Source organism: Kitasatospora sp. NPDC088160 (assembly GCF_044741445.1).
In the GTDB taxonomy this organism is placed as follows: Bacteria; Actinomycetota; Actinomycetes; order Streptomycetales; family Streptomycetaceae; genus Kitasatospora.
Map to the genome: position 1 here is coordinate 102,604 of NZ_JBIUSS010000025.1, position 18,297 is coordinate 120,900.

At 73.8% G+C, this 18,297-nt stretch carries 14 protein-coding genes; 8 read left to right on the forward strand and 6 right to left on the reverse strand.

What is annotated here, in order from left to right; translation table 11 throughout:
• The first annotated feature begins 541 nt into the window (after nucleotides 1–541).
• Complete coding sequence (locus ACIOGZ_RS33020; RefSeq protein WP_363585368.1) at nucleotides 542–2,074, forward strand: glycosyltransferase family 39 protein; 1,533 nt, start codon at nucleotides 542–544, stop codon at nucleotides 2,072–2,074.
• A gap of 107 nt (nucleotides 2,075–2,181) precedes the next feature.
• Here the strand turns inward: ACIOGZ_RS33020 and ACIOGZ_RS33025 are convergent, their stop codons facing one another.
• On the reverse strand, nucleotides 2,182–4,473 hold the full coding sequence (locus ACIOGZ_RS33025) for a hypothetical protein (RefSeq protein ID WP_400988708.1): 2,292 nt from the start codon (nucleotides 4,471–4,473) through the stop codon (nucleotides 2,182–2,184).
• A 298-nt stretch (nucleotides 4,474–4,771) separates the two neighbouring features.
• Here ACIOGZ_RS33025 and ACIOGZ_RS33030 point away from each other — a divergent pair, with 298 nt between their 5' ends.
• The 3 genes from ACIOGZ_RS33030 (at nucleotide 4,772) to ACIOGZ_RS33040 (ending at nucleotide 7,222) form a co-directional block, all read left to right on the forward strand.
• A complete protein-coding gene (locus tag ACIOGZ_RS33030; RefSeq protein WP_363585370.1) occupies nucleotides 4,772–5,515 on the forward strand; it encodes a GPP34 family phosphoprotein in 744 nt (247 codons plus the stop codon).
• A gap of 637 nt (nucleotides 5,516–6,152) precedes the next feature.
• Nucleotides 6,153–7,013: a helix-turn-helix transcriptional regulator gene (locus ACIOGZ_RS33035; protein ID WP_350877673.1), complete on the forward strand. Its 861-nt coding sequence runs from the start codon at nucleotides 6,153–6,155 to the stop codon at nucleotides 7,011–7,013.
• Entirely contained in the window at nucleotides 7,013–7,222 is a 210-nt protein-coding gene (locus ACIOGZ_RS33040) for a DUF397 domain-containing protein (protein WP_363585371.1), read from the forward strand. The genes ACIOGZ_RS33035 and ACIOGZ_RS33040 overlap by 1 nt, the downstream gene beginning before the upstream one ends.
• Before the next feature lie 207 nt (nucleotides 7,223–7,429).
• Here ACIOGZ_RS33040 and ACIOGZ_RS33045 read toward each other — a convergent pair whose 3' ends face one another.
• The gene (locus tag ACIOGZ_RS33045; RefSeq protein WP_350877669.1) at nucleotides 7,430–8,545 is read right to left on the reverse strand and encodes an ADP-ribosylglycohydrolase family protein; all 1,116 of its coding nucleotides are present in this window, start codon (nucleotides 8,543–8,545) and stop codon (nucleotides 7,430–7,432) included.
• 203 nt (nucleotides 8,546–8,748) lie between these two features.
• Nucleotides 8,749–11,355, reverse strand: a complete 2,607-nt coding sequence (locus tag ACIOGZ_RS33050) for a bifunctional FO biosynthesis protein CofGH (protein ID WP_363585372.1) — start codon at nucleotides 11,353–11,355, stop codon at nucleotides 8,749–8,751.
• Between the two features lie 182 nt (nucleotides 11,356–11,537).
• Between ACIOGZ_RS33050 and ACIOGZ_RS33055 the strand changes: the two genes are divergently transcribed.
• From ACIOGZ_RS33055 to ACIOGZ_RS33065, 3 genes are read left to right on the forward strand one after another with little or no spacing between them, the layout of a single operon-like run.
• A complete protein-coding gene (locus ACIOGZ_RS33055; RefSeq protein WP_363585373.1) occupies nucleotides 11,538–12,827 on the forward strand; it encodes a DUF2092 domain-containing protein in 1,290 nt (429 codons plus the stop codon).
• 3 nt (nucleotides 12,828–12,830) lie between these two features.
• Entirely contained in the window at nucleotides 12,831–13,925 is a 1,095-nt protein-coding gene (locus ACIOGZ_RS33060; protein ID WP_400809734.1) for an ABC transporter ATP-binding protein, read from the forward strand.
• On the forward strand, nucleotides 13,912–14,847 hold the full coding sequence (locus ACIOGZ_RS33065) for an ABC transporter permease (RefSeq protein WP_400328196.1): 936 nt from the start codon (nucleotides 13,912–13,914) through the stop codon (nucleotides 14,845–14,847). Before ACIOGZ_RS33060 ends, ACIOGZ_RS33065 begins: the two co-directional genes overlap by 14 nt.
• A 120-nt stretch (nucleotides 14,848–14,967) precedes the next feature.
• Here ACIOGZ_RS33065 and rarD read toward each other — a convergent pair whose 3' ends face one another.
• Complete coding sequence (rarD, locus tag ACIOGZ_RS33070; protein ID WP_400809736.1) at nucleotides 14,968–15,936, reverse strand: EamA family transporter RarD; 969 nt, start codon at nucleotides 15,934–15,936, stop codon at nucleotides 14,968–14,970.
• A gap of 176 nt (nucleotides 15,937–16,112) precedes the next feature.
• Nucleotides 16,113–16,961 (reverse strand): SDR family oxidoreductase, encoded by an 849-nt coding sequence (locus tag ACIOGZ_RS33075; protein ID WP_363585377.1) that lies wholly within the window; start codon nucleotides 16,959–16,961, stop codon nucleotides 16,113–16,115.
• A gap of 205 nt (nucleotides 16,962–17,166) precedes the next feature.
• Here ACIOGZ_RS33075 and ACIOGZ_RS33080 point away from each other — a divergent pair, with 205 nt between their 5' ends.
• Nucleotides 17,167–17,508 (forward strand): helix-turn-helix domain-containing protein, encoded by a 342-nt coding sequence (locus ACIOGZ_RS33080; RefSeq protein ID WP_350877776.1) that lies wholly within the window; start codon nucleotides 17,167–17,169, stop codon nucleotides 17,506–17,508.
• Here the strand turns inward: ACIOGZ_RS33080 and ACIOGZ_RS33085 are convergent.
• A complete protein-coding gene (locus ACIOGZ_RS33085; RefSeq protein ID WP_363585378.1) occupies nucleotides 17,495–18,262 on the reverse strand; it encodes a TetR/AcrR family transcriptional regulator in 768 nt (255 codons plus the stop codon). The two genes, ACIOGZ_RS33080 and ACIOGZ_RS33085, sit on opposite strands and share 14 nt — an antisense overlap.
• Nucleotides 18,263–18,297: the final 35 nt, after the last annotated feature.

An 18,297-nucleotide genomic window follows, 5' to 3' on the forward strand; every position in this document is an offset into this window, starting at 1 on the left:
GCCCGGCGGGACGGCCGCCCCGCAGGAGCAGCCGGTCGATGGGGCCCGGCGGGGCCGGGGCGAGGTGGTGGGGCCGTCAGCCCCGGACAGGCGCTAAGAAGCAGCCGCGGCGGCGGCCCGGCCTGCGACGGCGAGGGTGGCGACCGCGGTGGCCTCGGTCATGACGGTGCGGAGCATGACGGTGTCCTCTCCTGCTGCGACGTGAGGGTGGGATCCGGTGGCCGCGTCCCGCGGTGACGCGCTCTCCGGTGCCGCCCTGAGCGGTGCTCCCTGGCGGCGATCACCAGCTTCGTCGCCGCTCAGCGGCGGTGGAAGGGACTTCGGCTGGACGGAAGTGGCCCTGGACCGTTCCGGCCAGGAGCGGTCGGCGTCCGCGCCGGGGCCTGGTCGGGACCGCGCCTGGCCGGGTCGGGACCGCGCCTGGCCGGGTCGGGACCGGGTGGGGGTGCGGGTGCCGACGAGGGGTCAGAGCGGGTCAAGTAGCCTGCCGGAAAAGTGTTCGACCGCCTTGCCGCGCCGTGCGAAGGAGACGAAGGACCCGATGAGACCTGCTGGGCACCCGGTGGTGCGACTGCTGGGGCAGGTGTGGGTGTGGCCCGCGGTGGTGATGCTGGCGGTGGGCGGGTACCGGCTGGGGACGCCGGAGCTGTGGCGGGACGAGATGGCGACCTGGACGGTGGCCACCCGGTCGTTGGGCGACCTGCTCCGGCTGCTCCAGCACGTGGACGCCAGCAACGGGGCGTACTACCTGCTGATGCACGGCTGGACGACGGTGTTCGGCGACTCCGTGGTGGCGCTGCGAATACCCTCCGTGCTGGCGATGGCGGGGGCGGCCGCGTTCGTGGCGCTGACCGCCGAGCGGCTGTTCGGCAACCGGGTGGCGGCGGTCGGCGCGGGGCTGCTGTTCGCGGTGCCGCCGGAGGTGTCGCGGTACGCGCAGGAGGCGCGCGCGTACGCGTTGGTGACCTTCGCGATCGCGGCGGCCACCTGGTTCCTGGTGCGGGCGCTGGAGCGGCCGACGTGGCGGCGGTGGGCGCCGTACTGCGCGGCGATGGCGGTGGCCGGCGCCGGGCACCTGATCTCGTTCAGCACGGTGGCCGGGCAGGTGGCGCTGGTGCTGCTGCACCTGTGGCGCACGCGCGGGGCGGCGGAGCGGCGGCTGCTGTGGCAGTACCCGGTGGCGGTGGGGGTGGCGGCGGTGCCGGTGCTGCCGGTGGTGCTGCTCGGCAGCCGGCAGTCGGACCGGCAGCTGGGCTGGATCGAGACGCCGAACCTCGGGGGCCTGGTGCACTTCGGCCAGCACCTGTTCGGCTCGCACACGGTGTTCTACGCCTTCGTGCTGCTGGCGCTGCCGGCGCTGCTGCTGCCGGGCCGGCGGGTGCAGGCCGGGCAGGCGCTGCTGCTCGCGGAGCTGCCGGTGATGGGCGTGTGGGTGGTGTCGCAGGGCGGCACCTCGTACTTCATCGAGCGGTACATGCTGTTCACGGTGCCCGCGTGGGCGGTGCTGGCCGGGGGCGGGGTCGGCGCGGTGTACGGCGTCGCGGCGGCCTGGGCGAAACGTTTCCGCGCTCCGGGACCGGCCAGGGCGGCGGTGGGACTGCTGGCGCTGGGACTGCTCGCCGCCCCGGCCGTGGCGGCGCTGCCGAAGCAGCCCGCGGTGCGCTACGTGGGCTCGCACAACGGGTCGGAGGAGCCGTTCCGGGCGGCGGCCGGGGTGATCGCCGCGGGCTACCGGTCCGGGGACGGGATGGCGGCCCCCCTGGGCAACCAGGCCTGGGCGATGGTGTGGCCGGGCGTCAGCTACTACCTGCCGTCGGACGTCCACCCGTACCCGGTGTTCGTCGCGCAGAGCGCCGACGACGCGGAGGACCTGTCGCCGACGCCGTGCCCGCAGCCGGAGGCCTGTCTGGGGCAGGCGGCGCGGATCTGGCTGCTGGTCCTCGGGGACACCGAGGACCCGCTGACCACCATGCCGGAGGACCAGGCGCAGGCTCTCCGTACGCAGTACGGCGCGCCCGACCAGGTCACGCCGCTCGGCGGGTTCACGGTCGCGCTGCTCGACCGCGACAACTGACGGGACGAACCCGGAGCACGCGACAACTGACGAGCGAGACCCGGAGCACGCGGAAACACGACGGAGGGGGAGCCGGGCGAACCGGCTCCCCCTCCGTCGTCGCGGTGTCAGAGCGTGCGGGTCAGCCGGGACTGGATGGACGGCGGGTTCAGGTCGGACTGGAGGGCCACCGGGACCTCCGTCTTGTCGTCGCCCGCGCCCACCCGCAGCAGGCCGACCTCCTGGCCGGCCTTCGCGGTGTGGCCGAGCTTGGCCGCGTCCAGGGTGACCGTGCCGGTGATGCCCGGGAAGCCGGCCACCACGAGGTCCTTGGTCGCGACGACCTGGACCTTGCCGCCGAGGCCGTCGTCCACGGTGCCGACGACGTCGCCCTTCTTCACCACGGTCTGGCCGGTCAGGCCGCCCTGCGCGGCCTGGATCTGCTTGCCGCTGACCTTGAGCACGGTCGGCAGGATGCCGTCGCCGGGGTTGGGCGAGGTGGCCTGCTGGCCCAGGGTGACGCCGATGATCAGCCGCTTCACACCGCCGATCTCCTTGTAGGCGGCCCACATCAGGCAGCCGCCGGCCGGGGTGCTGGAGCCGGTCTTGACGCCGATGACCCCGGTCTTCGGGTTGATCAGGTTGTTGGTGTTGGAGATCTTCGCGTTGTTGAAGTTGGTCTCCGGGGTGGAGACGATCTGCCGGAAGATCTCGTCCTGCATGACCTGCTCGGCCAGCTTCAGCTGGTCCTTGGCGGTGGACTTGGTGTCCGCGAGGAAGCCCGCCGGGTCGGCGTAGGTGGTGTTGGTCATGCCGAACTTGGCCGACGTCTCGTTCATCAGCTTGACGAACGCGTCCTCGGAGCCGGAGTGGAAGCGGGCGAGCAGCCGGGCCACGTTGTTGGCCGAGGGCAGCATCAGCAGTTCCAGCGCCTGGTACTCGGTGAGCACCTGGCCCTCGGTGAGGGTGACCCGGGACTCGTCGACGTTGCCGGACTCCTGCGCGGCCTGCTTGTCCACGGTGATCTTCGGGCCGCTCTCCCCCTTCTTCAGCGGGAACTTCTGCAGGATCAGGTAGGCGTTCATCACCTTGGTGACGCTGGCGATCGAGGACGGCGTCTCCTGCCCGGAGCTGCCGAGGCTGCCGACGCCGACCACCTCGGCGGCGGACTGGCCCTTGGTCGGCCAGGCGAGGTCGAGCTGGTCGCCGGCGAAGCTGAAGCTGCCCGCGGCGGACATCCGCACCTTGGCGTCCGGCAGCGGGCGCAGCAGCTGGGCCACCACCGCCGCACCGAGCACCACGGCGAGGAAGGCCGTCCAGATGGTGATCCGCTTGAGCGCGCGGCGCAGCGGCGAGACCGGGCGCGCGTTGAGGGTCGCCAGGACCTCCATCGCCTCGGCGGTGTTCTCCGGCGCGGGCGGCGGCTCCGGGAGGGGCAGCGGCTCGGGCTTCGGCAGCGGCGGGACGGGCGGCACCGGCCGCGGGTCGGGGGTGGGCAGTGGCTCGGGGGCCGGGGCGGGGCCGGGCACGGGGGCGGGAGTCGGCTTCGGCAGCGGCTCCGGACCGGGCTGCGGCTCGGGTTCGGGGAGGGGCTTGGGCGCCGGGTGCGGCTCGGGCACCGGCTCCGGGACGGGGGACGGCTCGGGCTGCGGGGTCGGCGCCGGGGGCTCGGGCACGGTGCCGGACGCGGCGGCCGCGGGGGCCGTGGCGGCGGCGGAGGCGGCGGCCGCGGGGGCCACGGCGGCGGCGGAGGCGCGCGCAGGCGCGGGCTTGGCCGGCTCCTCGGGCTTGGCCGGCCCGGCTGCCGCCTCGTCCGGTTCGTCGCTCTCGGGCGCGGCGGGTGCGGCGGCCTCGGCGGGTGTGGCGGCCTCGGCGGGTGCGGCGGCCCCGGGCGTGTCGCCCTCGGACGCGGCCTTCCCGCCGGCCTCCCTCGCCCCCTTCTCCGTGCCCTTCTCCGTTCCCTTCTCCGCACTCCCCGCCACGGCTCCCGCATCCGCCGCGGCCGTCCGCATGGCGAGACGCGGGTCGGTTCCGGTCGGCCGTCCGGCCGCCTTCTCCTCGCCGTCGGAGGCCGTCACGGCCTCCGCCTCCCCGGCCGCGACGTCGGAACTTCCGTCACCGGCGGGCCTGGTCAGCTCCTCGGGCAGCCGCAGCGCGGTGGTCGCACTGTCCACCGGCAGCTGCAGCATCGTGGTCTTGCTGTCCACATCCCGGACACGGAGCTGTACGGTCGAGCCGCGCTTGGCCCCCGCCGCCGGCGTGTCGCCGGGGCCGGTCTCGGCCTCCCGGCTGCCGTTCGGGTTGCCGTCCGGAGCACCGTCCGGGTCCGGACCCGCACCGCCGGCCGTCCCGGTCCGTTCGCGTTCGCGCTCCTGCGCCCGCTCGCCGTCCCTCAGCACCCTGTCGGGGGACTCGCCCACGTATCCCAGCCTCCTCAACGCCCGGCGGGGCACCGGCAGACCCGATTTCGGGAAGCCGACGCCCCGCCCCGTGTACCTGTACAGTCTCCGCCACCGCCGGCCGATCCGGCCGCGCACACCCCGCCCGACCGGCGCTTATTGCCGTCGCACGGGCGTACTGCGGTCTGTTCACCGGTCAGACGCCGGGCCCGCCGCCCCTGGTTCCCCGCCTCCACCGCAAGGTCACGATTCGGAGGCGTACTCGACAAGCCCGTGTGAGAGGCGTCACCCTGTCTCTCATCCACGCGGGGAGGCTTGGATGGGCAAGAGCCGCAGAACTGTTCCCGAGGAACTCTTGCTGCTCGCTTTGGACCCGACCACGGGTACCACGGCGCAGCCGCAGACCCTCGACCTCGGACTCGCCGGGGCCCAGCTCGTCGAGCTGTCCCTGGCCGGACGGATCGTACCGGAGGGAGACCGGATCGCTGTCGTGCTCGCACGGCCGACCGGCGACCCGACCCTGGACCACGCACTGGAACTGCTGCGCCGACGCGGCAGTCCGGTCCGCGCGGCGCACTGGATCGGCGGGCCCCGGCTGGGGCTGCGGCAGACCTACCTGGCGCACCTGGAGCGCTGCGGCATGGTCACGGCCGTGCCGGGCCAGGTGTGCGGGGTGCTGCCGACGACCCGCTATCAGGCGTCGGACGACTGCACCAACGCCGCGATCAAACAGCGGCTGGACACCGCCATCCGCACCGGCGTGCCGCCGGACCCGCGGACGGCGGCGCTGGCGGCCCTGGCCCATTCCGTGGGCCTGGGCAAGCACCTGTATCCGGGCAACGAGGGCCGGTCCTCGCGGTCGCGGCTGCGCGACCTGATCCGGTACGACCCGCTGGGCGGGATGGTCGCGCACGCCGTGATGGACGTGCAGAACGGCCTGCCGGCGCAGCAGAACCGTTCTGCCCAGGGTTCCGGGACCGGTACCGGCACCGGGCGTTCCGGCGCCCGCGCGGCGGGCCGGGGCTCGGGGCGGGTCGCCGCCTCACGGGTCGGCGTCCGCTGACCGGGACCGCCCGGGCGCGCGGGACACCGCACCGATCGCCGTACGGCCTGCGCGGCACGTGCAGCCCGCACGGCCCGTACGGCCCGTGACGGCGGGCACCATGGGCCCGGCGGGCACCACGGGACCGGCGGGCACCACGGGCACCACGGGCCCGGCGGCACCTCCACCGGCGCGCGCCGCCCCGTTCACGCCGCCCGACGGCGCTGAGCAACGGCGCTGAAGGACCCGACGCACCACCGAAGCAGCACCCGCACCACCAGGAGCACGGAGGGGCGGTCGCCCCGCGACGGAAGTCGCCCGGCGACCGCCCCTCTGCCGTCCCCGAAGGCCCTTTGGGGCCCGTCCGGGGAGCCCGGCGGTCCTGCCCTCGCACGTGCCAATGGCACCTGCGCCGCCGGGGAGCACATCCTTAGCCCGTACCGGTTCGAGCCGCTGAGCCGCATTACCACTTGAGGGCCCTCGCCGTCTCACAGAAGTGCTTTTCCGACGATCTGTTCTACTGCGCTGCTGTGATTCCCTGACGCCGACCTGGCCCAAGGTGACATGCTGCTCCAAGTCAGGGGGGTTGGTCCCAATGTCCGAAGTGTTCCGAGGGCTGCCGTTCCAACGATCACCAGAGGTCCGGCCGGAGGTCGATGTGTCGACGAGCATCAATCCCACCGTGCGCCGTCGGCGCCTGGGCTCGGAGCTGCGCAAACTCCGCGAGGGCCTCGGGATGACGGCGGAGGAGGTGGCGGGCCGGCTGATGGTCTCCCAGTCGAAGATCAGCCGACTGGAGAACGGCCGCCGCAGCATCAGCCAGCGCGACGTGCGCGACCTCTGCGACGTCTATCTCGTGAACGACGAGCAGATGCGCGCCAGCCTCATGGAGATGGCCAAGGAGTCCCGCCAGCGCGGCTGGTGGCACGACTTCAACGACATGCCGACCCCGTACAGCGTCTACATCGGGCTGGAGGCCGAGGCCTCCTCGATCCGCGCGTACGAATCCTCCTTCGTCCCGGGCCTGTTGCAGACCGAGCAGTACGCGCAGGCCGTCGTGGAGGGAACCCAGCCGGACACCGACGCGCTCGCCGTGCAGCGCCGGGTGCAGGTCCGGATGAAGCGCCAGGACCGCATCCAGGGCGAGAACCAGCTCGGCAGCCTGTGGACCGTCATAGACGAGGCGGTGCTGCGCCGCGAGGTCGGCAGCCGCGAGGTGATGGCCGAGCAGCTCAAGCACATGATGGAGCTGAGCCAGCACCCGAACATCACCATCCAGGTGATCCCGTTCTCGGCCGGGGCCCACCCCGGTATGACCGGGACATTCTCCCTGCTGGAGTTCCCCGAGTCAGCCGATTCCACGGTTGTCTACTTCGAAGGGGTGACGAGCGATCTCTACCTGGAGAAGGACGCGGACGTCCGCCGCTATACCGGTCTGTACGACTACCTGCGGGCGGCGGCACTCGGCGTGGCGGAGAGCCGGGCACTGATAGCTGAGATTGAAGAGGGATACCACTGATGAGCACCACCTCCGAGCACGGAACCCGCTGGCGGAAGAGCAGCCACAGCGGCGGCAACGGCGCCTGTGTGGAGATCGCCACGCCGGCCACGGGGGCGGTGGCGGTACGGGACTCCAAGGACCCTCAGGGGCCGCAGCTGCGCTTCTCCGCCGAGGCCTGGACCGCGTTCGCGAGCGCTGCGGCCACCGGGGTGTTCGGCCGCCGCTGACCCTGCGGCGGCGGCCACCGACCCGGCCCCGCGCCCCCGGTGCGAATCCGAGCTCGGCCCGTTTGCCCGTAGCAGTGGCCGTCGCCCTCGCCGGCGGCCGACGCTACGGGCAAACGTCGTTCCCGCCCGAACTTCCCGCCCCATCTGTCCTGTCCGCCCCATCTGTCCTGTCCGCCCCGTCCGTCCTGTCCGCCCCGTCCGCCCCGTTCAGCGCACCACCGGGTACCGCTCGGACCAGGTCAGCCCCTCCGGGGTGCGCGGATCGTGCAGTTCGGTGCCGTGCATCAGCTCCAGCACGAAGTCGTCGGCGAGTTCGAGGATGGCGCCTCGCCCCTCCAGCCCGGCCACCAGCCCCGACGGCAGCGCGGTGTCACCGTGCAGCACCCCGAGCAGGCTCCCGCAGACCGCGCCGGTGGAGTCGCTGTCTCCGGAGTGGTTGACGGCGAGCAGCAGGCCCGAGCGCACGTCGTGCGCGACCAGCGCGCAGTAGACCCCGATCGCCAGCGCCTCCTCGGCGACCCAGCCCTCCCCCAGCGCCTCCACCCGGTCCGCGGACGGCTCGCCGGCCCGGACCGCGTCCAGCGCGGCCCGCAGCGCGGCGGTGGTCTCCTCGTGCGCCTGCCGCTCGGAGAGCAGCGCCAGGGCGAGGTGGACGCCCTCCTCCAGGGTGCCGCCGCGGGCCACGCTCTGGACGATCACCGCGAGCGCGCCCGCCGCGAGGTAGCCGGTGGGGTGGCCGTGGGTGAGCACCGCGCACTCCACCGCGAGTTGGAAGACCAGGCCCGGCTCCCAGCTGGTGAGCAGGCCGAACGGCGCCGCCCGCACCACCGTGCCGCAGGCCTTGGAGTGCGGGTTCTTCGGCCGCTCCACGGTGCCGAGGAACTCGGCGTCGGCCCCGGTCAGGCCGGACAGGCAGCCCTGGCCGGGGGCGCGCTGGGCGTACAGCCACTCCTCGCGGCCGAGCCAGCCGAGGTCGGGGCGGCGCTCGTCGGGGCCCCAGTCGCGCTGGGTGGCGGCCCAGCGCAGGTAGGCCAGGTGCAGGTCGGTGGGCGGATGCCAGCTGCCGGTGTCGCGCCGGATGTGGGCGCGGATCAGGCCGTCGACGGTGAACAGGGTGAGCTGGGTGTCGTCGGTGACGGCGCCGGTGCGCCCGTACGCGGGGACGTAGCCGGTGACGCCCTGCGGGCCGTGCTGGGCCCGGATCTTCTCCAGCGGCTCGAACTCGACGCCGGCGCCGAGCGCGTCGCCGATGGCACCGCCGAGCAGACAGCCCCGCACCCGGCTGCGGAAGTCCTGCTGCTGGGCGCGTGACCACAGTGGCATCACGACGGGGCGCCTTTCCTCGGGGCAGGGGGCTGCGCGACGCACGGCCGCGGCGCGCGCCCTGGCACTGTATTCGAAGACCCGAGCGAATCAAGGGCGTCCCTCGTGCTCCGGTTTCCCGGCCCCGGCCGCCGTACGGGCGGCAGCGGGGCCGGGGGAACCAGCAGGCCGGGACCGGCGGAACCGGGAGGCCGGTGGCGGGATCAGTCCAGGACCGGCAGCAGCTCCGGCAGGTGCCCGTCCGAGGCCAGCGCCGCGGCCCGGCGCTCGGCCGGCACCTCGCCGTACGTGGTGGTGCGCTGGCGGTGCGGGCGGCCCGCCGCCTCGGCGATCGCCTGGAGGTCGCGCACCGACTTGTAACTCCCGTACGCCGAGCCGGCCATCCGCGAGATGGTCTCCTCCATCAGCGTGCCGCCCAGGTCGTTGGCGCCCGAGCGGAGCATCTCGGCGGCGCCCTCCGCGCCCAGCTTGACCCAGCTGGTCTGGATGTTGGGGATGTGCGGGTGCAGCAGCAGCCGGGCCATCGCGACCACCGCGCGGTTGTCCCGGGCGGTCGGGCCGGGCCGGGCGATGCCGGCCAGGTAGACCGGCGCGTTGGTGTGGATGAACGGCAGGGTCACGAACTCGGTGAAGCCGCCCGTGCCGTTGGTCTCCAGGGAACGCTGCTGGATCTCGGCCAGCAGCCGCAGGTGCCCGAGCCAGTGCTTCGGGGTGTCCACGTGCCCGTACATCATGGTGGACGAGGAGCGGATGCCCAGTTCGTGCGCGGTGGTGACCACTTCGACCCAGGTGGCGGCTGGCAGCTTGCCCTTGGTGAGCACCCAGCGGACCTCGTCGTCCAGGATCTCGGCCGCCGTGCCCGGGATGCTGTCCAGGCCGTTCTCCTTGGCCCGCTGGAGCCAGTCGCGGATGGACAGCCCGGTGCGGGTCGCGCCGTTGACCACCTCCATCGGCGAGAAGGCGTGCACGTGGATGCCGGGCACCCGCTCCTTCACCGCGCGGGCGATGTCGAAGTAGGCGGTGCCGGGCAGGTCCGGGTGGATGCCGCCCTGCATGCAGACCTCGGTGGCGCCCACCTCCCAGGCCTGCGCGGCCCGGTCGGCGACCTGCTCCAGCGACAGGGTGTAGGCGTCGGCGTCGGTGCGGCGCTGGGCGAACGCGCAGAAGCGGCAGCCGGTGTAGCAGACGTTGGTGAAGTTGATGTTCCGGGTGACGCAGTAGGTGACGTCCTCCCCGACGGTGTCCCGGCGGACGTCGTCGGCGATCCGGCAGAGCGCGTCCAGGGCCGGGCCGTCCGCGTGGAACAGCGCCAGCGCCTGGTCGTCGGTGAGCCGCGTCGGGTCGTCGGCGGCCACCGCCAGCGCCTCGCGCAGGTCGCCGACCAGCCGCTCGGGCGCGCCCTCGGCGAGCACCTGCTCGCGCAGCACCTCCCAGTCGCCGTAGACGTCCTCGAAGTCGGCCCGGCGGTCGCCGGTGCGGCCCTCGGTGTCGATGGTGGCGTGCAGGTCGGTCCGCCCGTACGAGACGGGCAGGTCCTCGGGCTCCTGCCAGGGCAGGCCGCGGACCACCGCGTCCGGGTTCGCCAGCCCGGTCTCCGGGTCGGCGAGGGCGCGCACGTGCGGCAGCACCCGCGGGTCCAGCCAGGGCTCGCCGCGCCGGACGTACTCGGGGTAGACCGCGAGACGCTCGCGCAGTTCGAAGCCGGCGGCCGCGGAGCGCTCGGCGAGCCGCTCGATCTGCGGCCACGGGCGTTCGGGGTTGACGTGGTCGGGAGTGAGCGGGGAGACGCCGCCCCAGTCGTCGACGCCGGCCGCGATCAGCCGCCCGTACTCGCCGTCCACCAGGTTCGGCGGCGCTTGCAGGCAGGCCGCCGGGCCCATCACGTGCCGGGCCACCGCCACGGTGGCGACCAGCTCGTCCAGTTCGGCGTCGGGCATGCCGCGCATCGCCGTGTCCGGCTTGGCGCGGAAGTTCTGCAGGATCAGCTCCTGGACGCCGTGGTAGGCCCGGGAGACCTTGCGCAGCGCGAACAGCGACTCCGCGCGCTCCTGGTACGTCTCGCCGATGCCGATCAGCAGGCCGCTGGTGAACGGGACGGAGCTGCGCCCGGCGTCCTCCAGCACCCGCAGCCGGACGGCCGGTTCCTTGTCCGGCGAGCCGAAGTGCGGGCCGCCGGGCTCGCTCCACAGCCGGGTGGCGGTGGTCTCCAGCATCATGCCCATCGAGGCGGAGACGGGCTTGAGCCGCTGGAAGTCCGTCCAGCCGAGCACCCCGGGGTTGAGGTGCGGGAGCAGGCCGGTCTCCTCCAGGATGCGGATCGACATCGCCCGCACGTAGGCGATGGTGTCGTCGTACCCGTGCGCGTCGAGCCACTCGCGGGCCTCGGGCCAGCGGTCCTCGGGCTTGTCGCCGAGGGTGATCAGGGCTTCCTTGCAGCCGAGTTCGGCCCCGCGCCGGGCGACGTCCAGCACCTCGTCGGGGGACATGAACATCCCGTGGCCGGCCCGGCGCAGCTTGCCGGGGACGGTGACGAAGGTGCAGTAGTGGCACTTGTCGCGGCAGAGCCGGGTGAGCGGGATGAAGACGCTCTTGGAGTAGGTGATGACGCCGGGCCGCCCGGCCGCCGCCAGCCCCGCGTCGCGGACCCGGGCGGCGCTCGCACACAGGTCGTTCAGGTCCTCGCCTCTGGCCTGGAGCAGCACCGCGGTCTCGGTGACGTCCAGGGCGACGCCGTCCCGGGCTCGGCGCAGGGCGCGCCGCATCGCGTTAGCGGTCGGGGGGTTGCTTGCGTCCATGGCGGTTCCGTCCATGGCGCGACCCTACGCCAGGTGTCGTACGTTCGGAGTAGCCAACCCTGAGGGCGTCTCAGGGTCGATGTACCCGCGAGGTTGACCCCGAACTGGCCCCGCAGGGCGATGACGGGGCCGGAGTGCGGGCCTCTAATGGAAGGGCACAGCCAATCGCTCGTGTTCGTAGAGGAGTTGAGGACGCCATGACCAATGACACGGCGGCGGGGGACAACGTGGACGGCGGCGTGCCGTACCGCTCCCGGCGGCGCATGCTGGTGCGGGCCGGGGTGCCGCTGACGGTGGCCGCGGTGATCGCCGCCGGGATCGGCCTGGTGCCCGCACTGGCCGCCGACGCCCCGCCCGAACTTCCCTCGCTGACGCCGGAGCAGCTGGTGGCCAAGGTGCTCGGCTCCGACGCGCAGAGCCTCTCCGGCACGGTGTCCGTCTCCACCGACCTCGGCCTGCCCAGCCAGCTGCTGGGCGTCGCGGCCGGCGGGCTCGGCGCGGCGGCCGGGCGCGGCGGCGGCCAGGGCTCCTCTTCGGCCGACCCGCAGGCCAAGCTGCTCGGCCTGCTCGGCGGCGACCAGACGCTGCGGGTCGCGGTGGACGGCCCGGACCGCCAGCGGGTCGACCTGCTGGAGGACATGGCCGGCTACACCGTCGTCCACAACGGCGACCAGGCCTGGGCCTGGGACAGTTCGACCAACACCGCCGTGCGCCTGACCGGCCAGGCGCCCGCCCAGCACCCCGACACCGCCGGCAAGCACGCCGGGGCACCGCTGACCGGGGTGCCGACGACCCCGCAGGAGGCCGCCCGGCAGTTCCTGACCGCGAGCGCGGGCACCACGTCGGTCACCGTGGCCGGCACCGCCAACGTGGCCGGGCAGAAGGCGTACCAGCTGAGCGTCAAGCCCGCGCAGTCCGGTTCGACCGTCGCCGAGGTCCGGATCGCGGTCGCCGCCGACAACGGGGTGCCGCTCTCGGTGGTGGTCAAGGGCGTCGACGGTTCCACCGTGCTGGACGTCCACTTCACCGACGTGTCCTTCGCCAAGCCGGCCGCCAAGACCTTCGACTTCACCGTGCCCAAGGGCGCCAAGGTGACGGAGCACAAGGCGGACGAGGGCGCCAAGGGTGAGGTGCCGCAGGGCTTCGCGCCCAAGGGTTCCGCGCCCGGGGGCCAGGCCGGTCAGGACGCCTCGGGCCGGGACCACGGCGGCGTGAACGTGATCGGCGAGGGCTGGACGACCGTGGTCTCGGCGCAGCTGCCCGGCGGCGCCGTCGACGCGCCGCAGGACGGCGGCAAGGGCGGCAAGCACGGCGGCCGGGGCGCGGCCCTGAACCCGCAGGCGCTGGTGAAGTCGCTCGGCAAGCCGGTCGGCGGCGGCACGCTGATCAGCACCAAGGTGGTGAACGTCCTGGTCACCGACGACGGCCGGGTGTTCGCCGGCGCGGTGACCCTGCCGGTGCTCCAGCACGCCGCCGGGGTGAACTGACGGATGACGAAGGCTCCCGTAACGGGGGACGTTACGGAGTCGGCCGGGGGTCCGGGCGCCGAGCAGCGCCCGGGCCCCGTGCCTTCCACCTCCACCTCCCCCTCCACCTCCTCCCCCGGTTCCCCCGGCTCCTCCCGGCCCGACGACGTGATCAGGACCCGCGGTCTGACCAAGCGCTTCCGGGGCGGCCAGCTCGCCGTGGACGGCCTGGACCTGAGCGTGCCGCGCGGCTCCGTCTTCGGCTTCCTCGGCCCGAACGGCTCCGGCAAGACCACCACCATCCGGATGCTGATGGGCCTGATCGCCCCCACCTCCGGCGTCGCCACCGTCCTCGGCGAGCCGATGCCGCAGTCCGTCGCCTCCGTGCTGCCCCGGGTGGGCGCGCTGATCGAGGGCCCGGCGCTGTACGGCTTCCTCTCCGGGCGGGACAACCTGGTCCGGTTCGACGCCGCCGACCCGACCGCCGACCCGCGCACCCGGCGCCTGCGCGTCGAGACGGCGTTGGAACGGGTCGGGCTGAGCGCCGCGGCGGCCAAGAAGGCCCGCGCGTACTCGCTGGGCATGAAGCAGCGGCTCGGCCTGGCGTCGGCGCTGCTCCAGCCGCGCGAGCTGCTGGTGCTGGACGAGCCCACCAACGGGCTGGATCCGCAGGGCATGCGCGAGATCCGGGCGCTGGTGCGGGAGGTCGCGGCGGAGGGGACCACGGTGTTCCTCTCCTCGCACCTGCTGGACGAGATCGAGCAGGTCTGCACGCACGCGGCGGTGATGTCCCGGGGCCGGCTGGTGGTGCAGGGCACCGTCGCCGAACTGGCCGCCCGCGCGCAGGGCCGACTGGTGGTCCGCACGCCGGACGTGGCGCACGCCGTGGAGGTACTGGCGGCCCACCGGGTCGGCTCCCTGCTGCCCGGCGACGGGCGGGTGGACGGCGAGCTCGGCGCGCTCGGCTCGCTCGGCTCCCCGGTCGAGGAGGCGCTGCCGAAGCTGTGCGCGGCGCTGGTCGAGGCCGGGGTGCGGGTGCACGGGTTCGGGCTGGAGCGGGGCACGTTGGAGGACGCCTTCGTGGCGCTGACCGGGGAGGGCTTCGATGTCGCAGGCTGAGCTGTCGCAGGCCGGGGTGTCACAGGCCGGGATGTCGCAGGCCGGGGCGGTGCCGGTCGGGGCTCAGCCGGTCCGGACCGGGCGGAGGCCGCAGACGGCGGCCGGGTTCCTGGCGCTGTTCCGCAACGAACTGCACCTGACCTTCCGCCGGATGCGCACCAAGGTGCTGCTGGGGATCCTGGCGGTGCTGCCGATCCTGATCGGCGTGGTCGTCAAGCTCAACACGGGCAGCCCGCACGAGGGCGGCGGCGGGGTGAACTTCATCGCGCAGACCACCCAGAACGGCCTGTTCCTGGTCTTCACCGCCCTCGCGGTCGCGCTGCCGGTGTTCCTGCCGATGACGGTCGGCGTGGTCGCCGGGGACTCGGTCGCCGGCGAGGCGGCCACCGGGACGCTGCGCTACCTGCTGGTCGCGCCGGCCGGGCGCACCCGGCTGCTGGCCGCCAAGTTCACCGCCGGGCTGGTGTTCTGCCTGGCCGCCACCGTGGCGGTCGCGGCGGCGGCGCTGGCCACCGGCGCCGCACTGTTCCCGCTCGGCGAGGTGACGCTGATCTCCGGCGACACCATCGGCTTCGGCGACGCGCTGCTGCGGGCGGTGCTCGTGGCCGGGGTGGTGGCGGCCTCGCTGGCCGGGCTGGTGGCGATCGGGCTGTTCGTCTCCACGCTCACCGGCAGCGGCATCGCGGCGATGGCGGCGACCGTCGGGCTGGTGGTCACCGTGCAGATCCTGGACGCCTTCCCGCAGTTGGACGCTGTCAGGCCGTTCCTGTTCACCCATTACTGGCTCAGCTTCGCGGACCTGCTGCGCCAGCCGATGTACTGGGACGGCGTGTGGAAGGACCTCGGCCTCCAAGCCGCCTACGTCGCCGTGTTCGGCGCGGCGGCCTGGTCCCGCTTCACCAGCCGGGACATCAGCGTCTGACCGCCGCCTCGGCGGGAGCGGACCAGCGGGAGCGGATCAGCGGGAGCGGATCAGCGGGAGCGGATCAGCGGGAGCGGATCAGCGGGAGCGGATCAGCGGGAGCGGATCAGCGGGAGCGGATCAGCGCCTGACCGCCGAGGCGGCGGGGGCGGGCTGCGGCACGGCCGCGGCCCGCCCCGCGCGGTCGGCCCGCACCTGGCGCAGCGCGTCCCAGGTGAGCACCGCGAGCGCCAGCCAGACCAGGCCGAAGCCGGCCCAGCGGGCGGGCGGCATCGACTCGTGGAACACCGCCACGCCGATCAGGAACTGGAACACCGGCGCCAGGTACTGGAGCAGCCCGAGCACGGTCAGCGGCACCCGCACGGCCGCCGCGCCGAAGAACAGCAGCGGGATCGCCGTGATCACGCCGCTGAGCAGCAGCAGCCCGGAGTGCCCCCAGCCGTACGAGCCGGCCACCGTGTGGCCGAAGGTGCCGCGCCCGCTGACCTCCAGGTAGACCAGGTAGCCGAGCGCGAACGGGAACATGAAGGCGCTCTCCGCCGCCAGGCTCTCCAGGCCGCTCAGCCCGACCTTCTTCTTCAGCAGCCCGTACGTGGCGAAGGAGAGCGCCAGGGTGAGCGCGATCCACGGCAGCCGCCCGTACGCGACGCTGAGCACCGCGACGGCGGCCGCGCCGACACCGACCGCCGCCCACTGCGCCGTCCGCAGCCGCTCCTTGAGCACCAGGACGCCGAAGCCGATGGTGACCAGCGGGTTGATGAAGTAGCCGAGGCTGGTCTCGACGACGTGCCCGGCGTTGACGCCCCAGATGTAGACGCCCCAGTTGATCGAGATCACCGTGGCCGCGCCGGCCAGCATGGCGAGCCGGCGGGGCTGGCGCAGCAGCGGGCGTATCCAGCTCCAGTGCCGCTGGGCGATCAGCAGCAGCACCACGGCGACCAGGGACCAGACCATCCGGTTGGCCAGGATGTCGTCGGCGGCGCCGGGCTCCAGCAGTGGCCAGAACAGGGGGAAGAGGCCCCAGATGCCGTAGGCCGCGACGCCGTACCAGAGGCCTCGGCCGCTGTCCTGCTGGGTTGTCTCTGGCATGGCCGCCTGCCCTCCGCGCGCGTGTGTCGAGGTGACGGTAGCGGGCGGAGGGGCAGGCTGTCATCTCCGTTTCCGCATTTTGGTCATGACATCGCTGACCTCGGGAAACGCGGGCCCACGGCGGGTCCGGAGTGCGGGAGGACCTGAGGCCCGGAGCGCCTCAGGCCTGGAGCGCCTCAGGCCCGGAGCGCGGCGCGCACCGACTCGGCCAGCGGGACGGTCGGGCGGCCGATCAGCCGGGCCAGGTCGCCCGGGGTGCCGGCCAGCTCGCCACGGGCGATGCCCGCGTCCACGTCCACCAGCACCTCGGCGAAGCCCTCCGGCAGGCCCGCGCCGACCAACGCCGCGAGGTGCTCCGCCGGTGCCACGTCCTGGTGCGCGACCGGCTGCCCGGAGACCAGCGCCAGCTCGGCCGCCAGCTCCGCCAGGCTCCACGCGGCGTCGCCGCTCAGCTCGTACACCCGGCCCTCGTGGCCCTCGCCGAGGAGCACGGCGACCGCCGCGTCCGCGTAGTCCTTGCGCGGGGCGGTGGCCACCCGGCCGTCCCCGGCGCTGCCGAGCACCACGCCGCGCGCCACCGTGCCGGCCGCGTCGCCCAGGTAGTTCTCGGTGTACCAGCCGTTGCGCAGCAGGACGGACGGCAGGCCGGATGCGCGGATCAGCTCCTCCGTCGCCTTGTGCTCGTCGGCCAGCCGGAAGGTCGCCGCGCCCGGCGCGCTCGTGTAGGCGAACAGCGCGACGCCGGCCGCACGGGCCGCGTCGACCACCGCGCGGTGCTGCGGGATCCGCCGGCCGACCTCGCTGCCCGAGATCAGCAGCACCCGGTCACCGGCCGCGAAGGCGCCGGCCAGGGACGCCGGGTCGTCGTAGTCGACCACGCGGACGGCCACCCCGCGCGCGGCCAGGTCGGCCGCCTTCTCGGCGGAGCGGACGGCGACCGCCACCTCGCTCGCGGGGACCGCGGCCAGCAGGCCCTCGACGACGAGACGGCCGAGCTGGCCGGTGGCACCGGTGACGACGTACATGGGGATGCTCCTTGGGTGGGTTTCTGCCTCGACGGGGTTCCTGCCTCGAAACTCACCCTAGGGACTGCACTAACCTTTCGAAAGTACGCACTTCAAAGTACGGTACTGACATGAAGGTAATGGCAGGACAGTCATGAAGACCCTGGAGGAAAACCACCCGGCCGTCCCGGTGCGCGAGCTGCCGCCGGCGGACGTGTTCGACCGCATGTGCCCGTCCCGGGGCGTGCTGGAGCACGTCACCAGCCGCTGGGGCGTCCTCGTGCTCGGCGCGCTGCGCGAGCGCGGCTACCGCTTCAGCGAACTGCGCCGACGGGTCTCCGGCGTCAGCGAGAAGATGCTCGCGCAGACCCTGCAGACGCTGGAACGCGACGGCTTCGTGCACCGCGAGGCCCACCCGGTGATCCCGCCCCGGGTCGACTACAGCCTCACCCCGCTCGGCCGGGAGGCCGCCGAACTGGTCGCCGCCCTCGCGCACTGGTCCGAGCAGCGGGTCCCCGCCGTCGAGGCCGCCCGCGCGGAGTACGACGCCCGGCCTAGCGTTCGCTGATCAGGGCCGCCAGCCCGTCCAGCACGCGGGCCAGGCCGAAGGCGTACGCGTGGTCCGGGTCGTACGCGCCGCCGTGGGCCTCGCCGGCGGCGGCGCCCACCCGGGCCGCGACCGGGTAGCGCTCGGCGTCGAAGACCTTGGCGAGCAGCTCGGCGTTGGCGGCCCACCACTGCGCGTCGGTCATCGCGCTGTCCTGCCGGGCGGCGCGCTCGTCGGCGGCCATCCGGGCGCAGGTCTGGACGAAGCCCAGCAGGTGGGTGAGCGCCGCGTCCAGTTCGACGTCGGGCAGGCCGGTGCCCTCGAAGGCGCGCAGCTCGTACTCGTACTTGGCCATCAGGCCCGGGCCGAGCGGCGGGCGGCTGGTGGAGACCGCCGAGACCCACGGGTGGGCTCGGTGCAGCGCCCGGTTGTCGTCGGCGACGGCGGTCACCCTGGCCCGCCAGCCGTCGTCGGCGGGGGTGCTGCGCGGCGTCGTCGCGTAGACGGTGTCCAGCATCAGGTCGAGCAGTTCGGCCTTGCCGGGGACGTAGGTGTACAGCGCCATCGGGGACAGCCCCAGCTCCTGCGCCACCCGGCGCATGGTGACGGCGTCCACGCCCTCGGCGTCGGCCAGGGCGATGGCCACGGCGGCGATCTCGCCGGTCGACCGGGCCTGCCGCGGGCCGCGCCGGCCGGGCTTCTCCTCGGCGGTCAGCCCCCAGAGCAGGGCGAGGGTGCGCGCCGGATCTCCTGCGCTGCTGCGGTCCGTGGCCATGGGGGGATCTTTTCACGGCCCCGCCGACAGCTCGA